General features: G+C 63.4%; 10 protein-coding genes and 1 tRNA gene. 9 read left to right on the top strand and 2 right to left on the bottom strand.

All coding sequences use genetic code 11. The features are described from left to right. Together kdsA and eno are read left to right on the top strand one after the other, a co-directional pair. The coding region (gene kdsA / locus ACESMD_RS08575; RefSeq protein ID WP_372612221.1) for a 3-deoxy-8-phosphooctulonate synthase at positions 1–849 on the top strand (849 nt) is incomplete at its 5' end. Positions 850–911: 62 nt separating this feature from the next. Beyond that, on the top strand, positions 912–2204 hold the full coding sequence (eno, locus tag ACESMD_RS08570; protein WP_372612219.1) for a phosphopyruvate hydratase: 1293 nt from the start codon (positions 912–914) through the stop codon (positions 2202–2204). Between the two features lie 427 nt (positions 2205–2631). Here the strand turns inward: eno and fdxA are convergent, their stop codons facing one another. Both fdxA and mutS read right to left on the bottom strand, forming a co-directional pair. After that, positions 2632–2958, bottom strand: coding sequence for a ferredoxin FdxA (gene fdxA / locus ACESMD_RS08565; protein WP_372612217.1), 327 nt, complete (start codon positions 2956–2958; stop codon positions 2632–2634). Positions 2959–3116: 158 nt separating this feature from the next. Then, positions 3117–5696: a DNA mismatch repair protein MutS gene (mutS, locus tag ACESMD_RS08560; protein ID WP_372612215.1), complete on the bottom strand. Its 2580-nt coding sequence runs from the start codon at positions 5694–5696 to the stop codon at positions 3117–3119. A 157-nt stretch (positions 5697–5853) separates the two neighbouring features. Between mutS and ACESMD_RS08555 the strand changes: the two genes are divergently transcribed. The 7 genes from ACESMD_RS08555 to ACESMD_RS08525 all read left to right on the top strand — a co-directional run bounded on the left by ACESMD_RS08555 (position 5854) and on the right by ACESMD_RS08525 (position 12853). Then, positions 5854–6387, top strand: coding sequence for a CinA family protein (locus ACESMD_RS08555; RefSeq protein ID WP_372612213.1), 534 nt, complete (start codon positions 5854–5856; stop codon positions 6385–6387). A 103-nt stretch (positions 6388–6490) separates the two neighbouring features. Beyond that, positions 6491–7582, top strand: a complete 1092-nt coding sequence (recA, locus tag ACESMD_RS08550) for a recombinase RecA (RefSeq protein WP_372612211.1) — start codon at positions 6491–6493, stop codon at positions 7580–7582. A 3-nt stretch (positions 7583–7585) separates the two neighbouring features. Then, positions 7586–8080, top strand: coding sequence for a regulatory protein RecX (locus tag ACESMD_RS08545; RefSeq protein WP_372612209.1), 495 nt, complete (start codon positions 7586–7588; stop codon positions 8078–8080). 207 nt (positions 8081–8287) lie between these two features. After that, a complete protein-coding gene (alaS, locus tag ACESMD_RS08540) occupies positions 8288–10897 on the top strand; it encodes an alanine--tRNA ligase (protein ID WP_372612207.1) in 2610 nt (869 codons plus the stop codon). A 106-nt stretch (positions 10898–11003) separates the two neighbouring features. Then, complete coding sequence (locus ACESMD_RS08535; RefSeq protein WP_372612206.1) at positions 11004–12254, top strand: aspartate kinase; 1251 nt, start codon at positions 11004–11006, stop codon at positions 12252–12254. A 217-nt stretch (positions 12255–12471) separates the two neighbouring features. Next, entirely contained in the window at positions 12472–12669 is a 198-nt protein-coding gene (csrA, locus tag ACESMD_RS08530; protein ID WP_372612204.1) for a carbon storage regulator CsrA, read from the top strand. Between the two features lie 91 nt (positions 12670–12760). Next, positions 12761–12853 (top strand) — tRNA-Ser (locus ACESMD_RS08525). The last annotated feature ends 3 nt before the right edge of the window (positions 12854–12856 follow it).

Here is a 12856-nt window from a genome sequence, read left to right as displayed (position 1 = left end):
CATGTCCCGGAGCGTCATATCAAGGTTGCCGGCCTGAGGGCCGGCAACTCGTTACCGCTGATGCTGCTCGGTGGCATGAATGTCCTGGAATCGCGAGATCTGGCCCTCGAGGTCGCTGCCGCCTATGTTGAGGTGACCAGCCGGCTCGGCATGCCCTATGTGTTCAAGGCCAGCTTCGACAAGGCAAACCGCAGTTCCATCCACTCCTTCCGGGGGCCCGGTCTGGACAAGGGCCTGGAGATCCTGGCCGAGGTGAAGTCGCGGTTCGGTGTACCGATCATTACCGACATCCACGAGCCCTGGCAGGCTGAGCGGGTCGCCGAGGTCGCCGACATCATCCAGTTGCCTGCCTTCCTGGCCCGTCAGACCGACCTGGTGGTGGCGATGGCCGAGACCGGGGCGGTGATCAACATCAAGAAGCCGCAATTCCTGGCGCCTCAGGAGATGCGTCATATCATCCGCAAGTGTCAGGAGGCGGGTAATGAGAAATTGTTGCTTTGTGAACGTGGCTCCAGCTTCGGGTATAATAATCTAGTGGTTGATATGCTCGGTTTTGGTGATATGAAGCAGACGGGCTATCCCCTGTTTTTCGATGTCACGCATTCGTTGCAACGCCCCGGCGGTCGTGCCGACAGTGCCGATGGGCGTCGCGCTCAGGTGGCCGAACTGGCCAGGGCGGGTGTTGCCGTGGGACTGGCAGGGATCTTTCTGGAGGCACATCCCGATCCCGATTCGGCGCTCTGCGATGGCCCCTGCGCCTTGCCATTGGACCGTCTGGAACCCTTCCTGGCCCAGGTCAAGGCACTCGATGACCTGGTCAAGGGGTTTGCACCCCTCGAGATATCCTGACCATTCACGAGGCTAACGCCGAGACGTCACGACGTTCACACCAACAAGAAGGATCGATTGACATGACCAAGATCGTCGACATTCAAGCCCTGGAGGTTCTCGACTCCCGCGGCAATCCCACCGTGCAGGCCGAGGTGCATCTGGAAAGCGGCGCCGTGGGTGTGGCCTGCGCCCCCAGCGGCGCCTCCACCGGCTCTCGCGAGGCCCTGGAGCGGCGCGATGGCGACAAGTCGCGCTACCTTGGCAAGGGCGTACTCAAGGCCGTGGAATCCGTCAACACCGCTATCCGTGAACGGCTGCTTGGCATGGATGCCCGCGACCAGCGGGGCCTGGATGACGCCATGCTCGAACTCGATGGTACCGACAACAAGGCCACGCTGGGCGCCAATGCCATCCTCGCCGTGTCGCTGGCGACTGCCAAGGCCGCGGCCAATGCCAAGGGGGTGCCGCTCTACGCTCATATTGCCGAGCTTTACGGCAAGCCGGGTGAGTACCTGATGCCGGTACCGATGATGAATATTCTCAATGGCGGCGAGCATGCCGACAATAACGTCGATATCCAGGAATTCATGGTACAGCCGGTAGGTGCGCCGACCTTCCGCGAGGGCCTGCGCATGGGGGCCGAGATCTTTCACGCGCTGAAGAAGGTGCTTTCATCGCGAGGCCTGGCGACGTCGGTGGGTGACGAGGGTGGCTTCGCACCCAACCTGGCCTCCAATGCCGAGGCTCTGGCCGTGATCAAGCAGGCGGTGAGCGACGCCGGTTACGACCTTGGCCGTGACGTGACCCTGGCGCTGGACTGTGCCTCCTCGGAGTTCTACCGCGACGGCAAGTATGATCTTTCCGGCGAGGGCAAGGCGTTCGATGCCGCCGGCTTCGTCGATTACCTGGCCGATCTGTGTGACCAGTATCCCATCGTTTCCATCGAGGACGGCATGGACGAGTCCGACTGGGATGGCTGGAAGCTGTTGACCGACAGGCTGGGTGACAGGGTTCAACTGGTGGGCGACGACCTCTTCGTGACCAACACCAGGATTCTCAGGCGAGGCATCGAGGAGAAGATCGGCAATTCCATCCTGATCAAGTTCAATCAGATCGGCTCGCTTTCCGAGACTCTGGACGCCATCAGGATGGCCCAGGATGCCGGTTTCACCGCGGTGATCTCTCACCGTTCCGGGGAGACCGAGGACACCACCATCGCCGATCTGGCGGTGGGCACCAGTGCCGGCCAGATCAAGACGGGGTCCTTGAGCCGCAGCGATCGGGTGGCCAAGTACAACCGCCTGCTGGTGATCGAGCAGGAACTCGGCAACTCGGCAGCCTATCCGGGGCTGTCCGCGATCAAGGGACAGTAATCGAACAGTGTTGCCTATATCGGGACTTCTTGTAGGAAATCAGCTACATATACCCGAAGACATTGACCTATCGCCGATGAAAAGACCGCTGCCTTCCGGGTTGGGGTCTTTTTTATTGCATTGATATAAAAGGACATTTCGCGTTACTGACGGCACTGATGGCGCATTGGCATGCCTGCCGAGGCGTCGGGTGGGACGGTTGTGCTGCGATGCAGCCCTGCCACAATGCCACCAGGGACGAAAAGGACAAGGCGGTTCTTTCGGCAGGATGCAACGGGATGCTTTGCTGGTGCGCGCGGTGTGGCAGGACGCCGCCTCCGGGCAGGGCCAAGCACCAGAGGAGCCGGGCGGAGGTAGCCGCCCAAGGGATCTGCTGGGAGCGGGCGACCTTCGGGTCGCCTTTTTCGATTGAGGGCGGCGCGATGGGCTATTCGCGTTCGAGGTACTCGAGCTTGCCGGGCTTTCCGTCCCACTCCTCGGCATCGGCGGGCGGGTCCTTCTTCTCGCTGATATTGGGCCAGACCTCCGCCAGTTCGGCGTTGATCTCGATGAAGGCTTCCTGATTCTCGGGTAACTCATCTTCCGAGAAGATCGCCTCGACGGGACACTCCGGCGGACACAGGTCGCAGTCGATGCACTCGTCGGGGTGTATCACCAGGAAGTTGGGGCCTTCATAGAAGCAGTCCACCGGGCAGACCTCGACACAGTCGGTGTACTTGCACTTGATGCAGTTTTCGGTGACGACAAATGTCATGTCAGTCTCCCTCCCTCGGTTCGATAGACCGCGGCCGGTCACTAATGTCTAAAAACGGGTATAAAACCAAGACCATTATAATTATAAAGCGGCAGGGCGATCATTCTAGTCGTCCCGCCGGGAGTTCCGCAAGCACTGCCAAGGGTCGGTCGACGCAATCATGTGGCCGCCTTCCATCGGTAGAGCAACTCCAGTGCCTGCCGTGGTGTCAGGTCATCCAGGGCGAGTGCTTCGAGTTCCTCCACCAGGGGATGCGGGGTGCGAGCGAAGAGGTCGGTCTGCAAGGGTGCCGCATGTCCGTCCTGTTGCTGTCGCAAGGGCTGGTTCCCCTGATCCACTTCCTGCTGTTCGAGCAAGGCCAGCTTCTCGCGGGCTCGAGCGATCACGGACGTCGGGACCCCGGCCAGCTGGGCGACCTGAAGGCCATAGCTCTGACTGGCGGGACCTTCCTCGACGCGATGCATGAAGACGATGCCGTCCTTGTGCTCGGTAGCGGTCAGGTGCACGTTGGCGACACCTTCCGCCTGGTCCGCTAGGGCCGTCATCTCGAAGTAGTGAGTGGCGAAGAGGGTGAAGGCACGGCTGTGTGTCAGGTGCTCGGCGCTGGCCCAGGCCAGCGAGAGGCCGTCGAAGGTGCTGGTGCCCCGGCCGATCTCGTCCATCAACACCAGGCTCTGGTCCGTGGCGTTGTGCAGGATGCTGGCGGTCTCGTTCATTTCCACCATGAAGGTGGAGCGACCACCGGCGAGATCGTCCGAGGAACCGATGCGGGTGAAGATCCGGTCCACCGGGCCGATGTCCGCCGAGTCCGCCGGCACGAAGCTCCCGGTATGGGCGAGCAGGGTGATCAGAGCGGCCTGTCGCATGTAGGTCGACTTCCCGCCCATGTTGGGGCCGGTGATGACAAGCATGCGCCGATCATCATCCAGCACCAGGTCATTGGGGACGAAGGGGGTCTCGCTGACCCGTTCAACGACCGGATGACGCCCTCCCCGGATGGTCAGGCCCGGAGTTTCCAGCAATCGCGGGCGGGTAAGATCCAGTGACTGCGCCCGCTCGGCGAGGCAGCACAGCACGTCCAGAGTAGCCAGGCTGCGGCCGGTAGCCTGCAGGGGACTGAGATCGGAATTGAGGGTGTCGAGCAGGCCGTCGTAGAGCAGCTTCTCACGGGCCAGGGCGCGGGACCTCGCCGACAGTGCCTTGTCCTCGAATTCCTTGAGTTCGGGAATGATGAAGCGTTCGGCGTTCTTCAGCGTCTGGCGGCGAATGTAGTCGACGGGTACATCCCGTGCCTGGGCGCGAGGGATCTCGATGAAATAGCCATGGACCCGGTTGTAGCCTACCTTCAGGCCGGGCAAGCCGGTGCGTTCACGTTCGCGCGTCTCCAGCTGCACCAGGTAGTCGCCGGCATGCTCGGCCAGGCCACGATGCTCGTCCAGTTCGCTATCGAAACCTTCGGCAATCACCCCGCCCTCACGGATCACCACCGGGGGATTGTCCACCAGCGCCCGGGTCAGGGTGTCGGCGAGGTCGGGATAGGGCCGGATGTGACGCCGCAACTCGTCCAGTGACGAGCCTTCGGGGTAGGCGTCGAGCGCCCGTTCGAGCGCCGGGAGGCTTTCCAGTGCGTCACGAAGTCGTGCGAGATCGCGTGGGCGGGCGCTATAGAGGGCTACCCGAGCCAGGATGCGTTCGACATCGCCGATCGCCTTGAGGGCTTCGGCCAGGGCGAGATGACCCTCGTCATCGAGCAGCAGGCCAACGGCCGCTTGTCGGGCCTGCACCTGGTCCCGGTCGCGCAGGGGACGATTCAGCCAGCGCTTGAGCAACCGGGATCCCATGGCCGTGGCAGTGGTGTCGAGCACGCTGGCCAGGGTGTTGTCGCTGCCTCCACCCAGGCTGGTGTCGATCTCCAGGTTACGGCGACTGGCGGCATCGATGACCACGGCATCCTCGCGGTTTTCCACACCGATGGCGGTGACGTGGGGCAGCCGCGAGCGCTGGGTGTCACGGGCATAGTCGATAAGCACGCCGGCGGCGATCAGCGCGACCTCCATGTGGGCACAGCCGAAACCTCTCAGGTCCTGAACCCCGAACTGGTCACGCAGGGTCCGGTTTGCCGCATCGAGGTCGAACAGCCAGTCATCCTGGCGGCGCAGACCAGGGCGGGATACCAGGGTCGGCGGCAGGTCGACGGCGTCCGATACCAGCAGTTCGGCAGGATCGAGGCGCTGCAGCTCGGCCAGCATTTCCCCTTCGCTGGCGACCTCCAGCAGGCTGAAGCGCCCACTGGACAGCTCGAGCCAGGCGATGCCCCAGTCGGTTTCCCGGCTGTGCAGGGCGACCAGCAGGTTGTCGCGGCGAGCATCGAGCAGGGCCTCGTCGTAGAGGGTGCCCGGAGTGATGATGCGTACCACCTTGCGCTCGACCGGTCCCTTGGCGGTTGCCGGGTCGCCGATCTGCTCGCAGATGGCCACCGACTCACCCGCCTTCACCAGTCGGGCCAGGTAGCCCTCGGCGCTGTGGTAGGGCACCCCGGCCATGGGGATCGGCTTGCCCGCCGATTGGCCGCGCTGGGTCAGAGTGATGTCGAGCAGGGCGGCGGCACGCCGCGCATCATCGTGGAACAGCTCATAGAAGTCGCCCATGCGGTAGAAGAGCAGCACGTCCGGGTGGTCGCGCTTGATCTTCAGGTACTGGGCCATCATCGGCGTGTGCTGGTCGCTGGCCTGTGACATGGGGTTCCTGTAATGCTTCATCGGATGGCGGTGCGTATCCGTCGCCGGGTTTTCCTGCGCCTGCATCTTGTGATCAAAGGCGGTATTGTACGCAAAAGTCCGGGCAGACGCGCGGCCAGTACCGGCTGCTATGCCCAGTTTCCTCGGGAGAACGATGATGCCATCAGCCGACGTCGACACTATGGTTCTCAATCTCATGGCCCTCGACCTCCTGGTGCTTGCCGAGCGCCTGGGACATCTCTGTCAGGGGCAGGACATCTGCGTGACCACGGCGGAATCCTGCACCGGCGGTGGTGTCGCCAGCGCCATTACCGCCGTGGCCGGGAGCTCCAACTGGTTCGAGACCGGCTATGTCACCTATTCCAATGCGGCCAAGAGGCGCCTGCTGGGGGTGTCCGATGCACTCTTGACGGCACAGGGGGCGGTGAGTCGCGAGGTGGTGGATGCCATGGTGGCGGGCGCCTGTCGTGAGAGTGGGGCGCAATTGGGGGTGGCGATCAGTGGCGTGGCCGGTCCCGGCGGAGGCAGCGCCGAGAAGCCCGTGGGCACGGTCTGGCTGGCATGGGGAAGTGCCGATGCCTCCCATGCCGAGTGTCGGCATTTCGCCGGTGATCGTCAGGCGGTACGGGAGCAGGCTGTGCGTGAGGCCCTGATCGGGCTGATTCGACATCTGTCGCCCTCGGAAGGGTGACTGGCGATGATTTCTTCTTCATACTGCTGTGTAGTCATACAGTATCGTTATGCCCTGTTTCGGGTAACGCTGTTTCCACTTTTCATTGCGTAGGAGGCCCTTCATGGCTCAGGACGACAACCGTTCCAAGGCGCTGAATGCCGCGCTTTCGCAGATCGACCGCCAGTTCGGCAAGGGCACCGTGATGCGTCTCGGCGATGCCCCGCGGGTGGTGATGCCATCGGTATCGACCGGTTCCCTGGGGCTGGATATCGCCCTGGGCATTGGCGGGCTTCCCTATGGGCGCGTGGTCGAGATCTTCGGCCCCGAGTCCTCGGGCAAGACGACCCTTACCCTGTCGGTGATTGCCCAGGCCCAGAAGAAGGGCAAGACCTGTGCCTTCATCGATGCCGAACACGCCCTCGACCCCAGCTATGCCGAGAAGCTCGGTGTCAATCTGGATGATCTCCTGGTCTCCCAGCCCGACACCGGCGAGCAGGCCCTGGAGATCTGCGACATGCTGGTGCGTTCCGGTGGTGTCGACGTCATCGTCATCGACTCGGTGGCCGCCCTCACGCCCCGGGCCGAGATCGAGGGCGAGATGGGGGACCCCCACGTTGGCCTGCAGGCTCGCCTGATGTCCCAGGCCCTGCGCAAGGTCACCGGCAACATGAAGACCGCCAACTGCATGGTGGTCTTCATCAATCAGATCCGCATGAAGATCGGCGTGATGTTCGGCAGTCCCGAGACGACCACCGGTGGCAACGCCCTCAAGTTCTACTCCAGCATGCGTCTGGATATCCGCCGTACCGGTTCGGTGAAGCAGGGCGATGAGGTGACCGGCAACGAGACCCGGGTCAAGGTGGTGAAGAACAAGGTGGCACCGCCGTTTCGCCAGGCAGAGTTCCAGATCCTCTACGGCAAGGGTATCTACCATGCCGGCGAAGTGGTCGACCTGGGCGTGCAATGCAACCTGATCGACAAGGCGGGCGCCTGGTATAGCTACAAGGGCAACAAGATCGGTCAGGGCAAGGCCAATGCCGCCCAGTTCCTCGAGGATAATCCGGTGGTCATGGAGGAAATCGAGTCACAGATCCGTGGCCAGTTGCTGGCTTCCCCCGAACCGAAGGAGAAGGAGAAGGAGAAGGAGAAGGAGCAGTCCGCCGCGGTGGAGTCTCTGGCGGATGACGCCGGTAGCGACGACGAACTGCTGTAAGCCATGGGTGATGTGTCTGTCCGCGAGGGGGCGTCCTCGCCGAGGGAGGACGCCATACGCATGCTTGCACGACGAGAGTATTCCCGGCTCGAACTGGTCGAGCGCCTGACGGCCAGGGGATATTCTGCCGAGGCCGTCAACGACTGTCTCGAGGCCCTGGCCGAGGGGGGCCTGCAGTCCGATGCACGATTCGCCGAGAGCTTCGCACGTTCGCGCCTCTTTCGCGGTCAGGGGCCCGTCAAGATTCGGGCTGAGCTGAAGCGTCGAGGACTGGGGCGAGAGCGGATTCAGGACGCCCTGCTCGAGGCCGAACAGGGGGCCGAGGGTGACTGGTTCGCCCTGGCCTGCGATGCCTTGGTGCGGCGCTTCTCCGGGCCCGGCGACACTCCCCGTGAACGCGCCCGCCGCGAGCGTTTCCTCGCCCAGCGAGGCTTTGACTTCGACCAGGTGCGCCACGCCCTGGAACACGCCTGGGATTCGGCGCCAGATCGGTACTAGTCCACGAGGGGCGCCGGATCAGTCCCGAGTGGTGCTGGTGCCAGTGCCCCTTCAGTCCCTTGACAACTGCGCTATAATGCCTCCCTTTGCGAATGCCCCGGGTGGTACTCCTGTGGCGCAGTGGCGAGCCGATTCCGGCGTCGACACGCCGCTTGCCGACCCACTGCCTGCCCACCGGGTCACCATGCTTATCGCTACGGATACCCCATGAAAAGCGCAGACATCAGACAGGCCTTCCTGAGTTACTTCGAGCAGCATGGCCACACCGTCGTGCCTTCCAGCTCCCTGGTGCCGGGCAACGACCCCACCCTGCTGTTCACCAACGCGGGTATGGTGCCATTCAAGGACGTCTTCCTGGGTCGCGACCCGCGTCCCTATGTGCGTGCCACGTCTTCCCAGCGCTGTGTGCGTGCCGGCGGCAAGCACAATGACCTGGACAACGTCGGCTATACCGCCCGGCACCATACCCTCTTCGAGATGCTGGGCAATTTCAGTTTCGGTGACTACTTCAAGCGCGACGCCATCCATTTCGCCTGGACCTTCTTGACCGAGACCCTGGGGCTGCCGAAGGAAAAGCTCTGGGTTACGGTGCATATCAGTGACGACGAGGCCGAGCGTATCTGGAAGGACGAGATGGGCATCGACCCGTCACGCTTCTCGAAGCTCGACGAGGACAACTTCTGGCAGATGGGCGATACCGGCCCCTGCGGGCCGAGCTCCGAGATATTCTTCGACCATGGTCCCGAGGTGTGGGGCGGCCCTCCCGGCAGTCCGGAGGAGGACGGCGACCGCTACATCGAGATCTGGAACCTGGTGTTCATGCAATTCGACCGCGATGCGGCCGGCACCCTCAATCCGCTGCCCAAGCCCTCCATCGACACCGGCATGGGCCTGGAGCGCATAGCCGCGGTGATGCAGGGCGTGCATTCCAACTACGAGATCGACCTCTTCCAGAGCCTGCTTGAAGCAGCGGCGCGGCATACCGGCCATGCCGACACGACCACGCCTTCGCTGAGGGTGATCGCCGACCATATCCGCTCCTGCGCCTTCCTGATCGCCGATGACGTCCTGCCCTCCAACGAGGGCCGCGGTTATGTGCTGCGCCGTATCATCCGTCGCGCCATTCGCCATGGTCACAAGCTGGGCGCGCGTGGCAGCTTCTTCCACAAGCTGGTGGGCGCCCTGGACGTGGAGATGGGCGAGGCGTTTCCCGAGTTACGCGAGGCGCGCCACCAGATCGAGCGAGTCCTGCTCAAGGAGGAGGAACAGTTCGCCCGCACTCTGGAGCACGGCATGGGCTTGCTCGAGGAGGCCTTGGCCGGGCTCGAGGGCGATACCCTGGCCGGCGAGACGGTCTTCAAGCTCTACGATACCTACGGCTTCCCCTATGATCTGACCGCCGATGTCTGCCGCGAGCGTGACGTCAGCCTCGACGAGGCCGGCTTCGAGCGTGAACTGGAGGCCCAGCGCGAGCGCGCCCGCGCCGCCAGCCAGTTCGGTGCCGACTACACGGCGGCCCTGGACCTCGAAGGCGAGACCGCCTTCATCGGCCATGACCACCTGGAGGGACGTGCCACCGTTACCGCCCTCGTCGATCGCCAGGGCAATCCGCTGGCGCGGCTCGAGCCGGAGCAGCGTGGCGTCGTGGTGCTGGACCGCACCCCCTTCTACGGCGAGTCTGGCGGGCAGGTGGGCGATACCGGCTACCTGGAACTGGAGGGGGGCCGCTTCCTGGTCACCGACACCCAGAAGCAGGCCGGCCATCACCTGCACCACGGCGTCCTGCTCGAGGGGGAGCTGGCCGTGGGCGCCGAGGTGCATCCGCGGGTGGATGCGAGCCTGCGGGCGGCCACGGTGCGCAACCACTCGGCGACCCACTTGATGCACAAGGCGCTGCGGATGGTGCTCGGCAACCATGTCCAGCAGAAGGGCTCGCTGGTCACTCCCGAGCGGCTGCGCTTCGATTTCAGCCACTTCGAACCCATGAGCCCGGAGCAGCTGGCCGAGGTGGAGCGGCTGGTCAACGAGCAGATACTGGGGAATGCGCCGACCCGCATCGAGCAGATGAGACTCGACGAGGCCAAGGCCAAGGGCGCTGCAGCGCTGTTCGAGGCCAAGTACGCCGACAATGTCCGGGTGTTGACCATCGGCGCCGACGACTTCTCCATCGAGCTGTGCGGTGGCACCCATGTGGTCCGCAGTGGCGACATAGGCTGTTTTCGCATCGTCAGCGAGGCGGGCATCGCCTCCGGCGTGCGCCGCATCGAGGCGATTACCGGCGAGGGGGCGCTGGCCTGGTTTTGCGAGCAGGAAGCGCGCCTCAACCGCATCGGCGAGCGGCTCAAGGCCAAGCCGGAGCAGGCCGAGGAGCGGGTCGAATCGCTGCTCGAGCGCAATCGCACCCTGGAGAAGGAGCTCGAACGCCTCAAGGCCAAGCTGGCCAGCGCCGCCGGTAGCGAGATGGTCAATGAGGCCCGCGAGGTCAAGGGCGTCAAGGTGCTGGCGAGGCGCCTCGAGGGCGTGGCCGGCAAGGAGCTGCGCGGCATGCTCGATCAGCTCAAGAACAAGCTGGGCTCCGGCATTGTGGTGCTGGGCGTGGCCGATGCCGAGGCCGGCAAGGTCAGCCTGATCGCCGGTGTCACCGATGATCTCACCGGCCGGGTCAAGGCCGGGGAGCTGGTCAACCATGTGGCGGCCCAGGTGGGGGGCAAGGGTGGCGGCCGGGCCGACATGGCCCAGGCCGGCGGCAGCGATGTCAAGGCGTTGTCAGGCGCGCTGGAAAGCGTCCCGGCATGGGTCGAGGATCGGCTCCAGTAAGCGGGTTGCAGGGCCGGTGGCAGCGATGCCCCGGCCCTCGTCATATTCACTCACCTTTCACTCATCCGAGCGCTACGCGCACTCGAACCACCAGGGAAATCGGCAGATGGCACTATACGTACAGAAATTCGGCGGTACCTCGGTGGGCTCCGTGGAGCGCATCAAGGCCGTGGCCGAGAAGGTCAAGGGTTTCCGCGACAACGGTCACCAGATCGTCGTCGTGGTCTCCGCCATGAGCGGCGAGACCAACCGCCTGATCGGCATGGCCAACGAGATCAATGACGAGCCGACCCCGCGCGAGATGGACATGCTGGTCTCCACCGGCGAGCAGGTCACCATCTCGCTGCTGGCCATGGCGTTGCAGAAGCTTGGCGTACCGGCGACCTCCTATACCGGCTCCCAGGTCGGCATCCTGACCGACAGCGCCCATACCAAGGCGCGCATCCAGCGTATCGAGACCGATGAGATTCGCGAGGATCTCGATGCCGGCCAGGTGGTCGTGGTCGCTGGCTTCCAGGGTGTCGACGAGGAGGGCAATATCACTACCCTGGGTCGCGGCGGGTCCGACACGACGGGCGTGGCCCTGGCCGCTGCCCTGGGTGCCGATGAGTGCCAGATCTACACCGATGTCGATGGCGTCTACACCACCGACCCGCGGGTCTGCTCCAAGGCCCAGCGTCTGGAGACCATTACCGTCGAGGAGATGCTGGAACTGGCCAGTCTCGGTTCCAAGGTCCTGCAGATCCGTGCCGTCGAGTTCGCCGGCAAGTACAACGTCCCGCTGCGTGTGCTGTCCAGTTTCGAGGATGGCCCCGGCACCCTGATTATCGCTGACTCTGACCTAGACGAGGATTCCATGGAAGAACCGCTGATCTCCGGTATCGCCTTCACCGCCAACGAAGCGAAATTGACACTGCTCAATACCCCGGACGTGCCGGGCGTGGCCTCGCGCATCCTGGGCCCGATCGCCGATGCCAACATCGAGATCGACATGATCGTACAGAACGTGGCACCGGCGGGTGACTACACGGACTTCACCTTTACCGTGGCCAAGGGCGACTACAAGCAGACCATGAAGATCCTCAAGGATCAGGTCATTCCCGATCTGGGTGGCGGTGAGCTGCGCGGTGACGACAACATCGCCAAGGTCTCGCTGGTGGGGGTCGGGATGCGATCCCATGCCGGTGTCGCCGCCAAGTTCTTCCGTGTGCTGGCCGACGAGAACATCAATATCCGCATGGTCTCCACCTCCGAGATCAAGATCTCGGTGGTCATCGACGAGAAACACATGGAACTGGCGGTCAAGGCCCTTCACAAGGCCTTCGGACTCGACAAGAGCGATATCGAGAGCGAATAGAGGTCTCGCGTATCGACGGTGTCTTCTACGCTGGTAGGGATGACGCCCTTCTGCTTTCGCCTGGCAAGTCTGTCGTCGTTGCGGTGGGGGGATGTCTCGGTTAGACGACACCGATGGTCAGGGAAGACGACATGCCACATACTAAGTCAGTGCCACTCCATCGTTGCGCATCCCGCTGCCGGAAAGCTGCAGAACAAGTCTGAGAAGGAGATCAGCCATGCTCATCCTGACCCGCCGTGTCGGCGAAACCCTCATGATCGGAGACGATGTCACCGTCACGGTCCTTAGGTTAAAGGGAAACCAGGTTCGTATCGGTGTCAACGCCCCCAAGGATGTTGCCGTCCATCGCGAAGAGATCTACCAGCGCATTCAGCGCGAAAAAGCCGATGTGGAAGGGGGAGAGCAGGAAGTCTGAAGGGGCGTTTCGGTGTCCTGTTACCCGGAAAAATCGTCGGGCTGCTGGACAATGGCCTTCAGAAACGGTAGGATACGTGCCGTGTCGAACAGGAGAGGTGGCCGAGTGGCTGAAGGCGCTCCCCTGCTAAGGGAGTATGGGGTTTATAGCCCCATCGAGGGTTCGAATCCCTCTCTCTCCGCCATTT

The sequence above is a fragment of the Halomonas sp. genome, from assembly GCF_041689495.1.
GTDB lineage: Bacteria > Pseudomonadota > Gammaproteobacteria > Pseudomonadales > Halomonadaceae > Halomonas.
This window is presented reverse-complemented; position numbering and strand designations above follow the sequence as displayed.

Coding starts and splice junctions, on each gene's coding strand:
- eno (WP_372612219.1), top strand. CDS start 912: ATGACCAAGATCGTCGACATTCAAGCCCTGGAGGTTCTCGACTCCCGC.
- fdxA (WP_372612217.1), bottom strand. CDS start 2,958: ATGACATTTGTCGTCACCGAAAACTGCATCAAGTGCAAGTACACCGAC.
- mutS (WP_372612215.1), bottom strand. CDS start 5,696: ATGTCACAGGCCAGCGACCAGCACACGCCGATGATGGCCCAGTACCTG.
- ACESMD_RS08555 (WP_372612213.1), top strand. CDS start 5,854: ATGCCATCAGCCGACGTCGACACTATGGTTCTCAATCTCATGGCCCTC.
- recA (WP_372612211.1), top strand. CDS start 6,491: ATGGCTCAGGACGACAACCGTTCCAAGGCGCTGAATGCCGCGCTTTCG.
- ACESMD_RS08545 (WP_372612209.1), top strand. CDS start 7,586: ATGGGTGATGTGTCTGTCCGCGAGGGGGCGTCCTCGCCGAGGGAGGAC.
- alaS (WP_372612207.1), top strand. CDS start 8,288: ATGAAAAGCGCAGACATCAGACAGGCCTTCCTGAGTTACTTCGAGCAG.
- ACESMD_RS08535 (WP_372612206.1), top strand. CDS start 11,004: ATGGCACTATACGTACAGAAATTCGGCGGTACCTCGGTGGGCTCCGTG.
- csrA (WP_372612204.1), top strand. CDS start 12,472: ATGCTCATCCTGACCCGCCGTGTCGGCGAAACCCTCATGATCGGAGAC.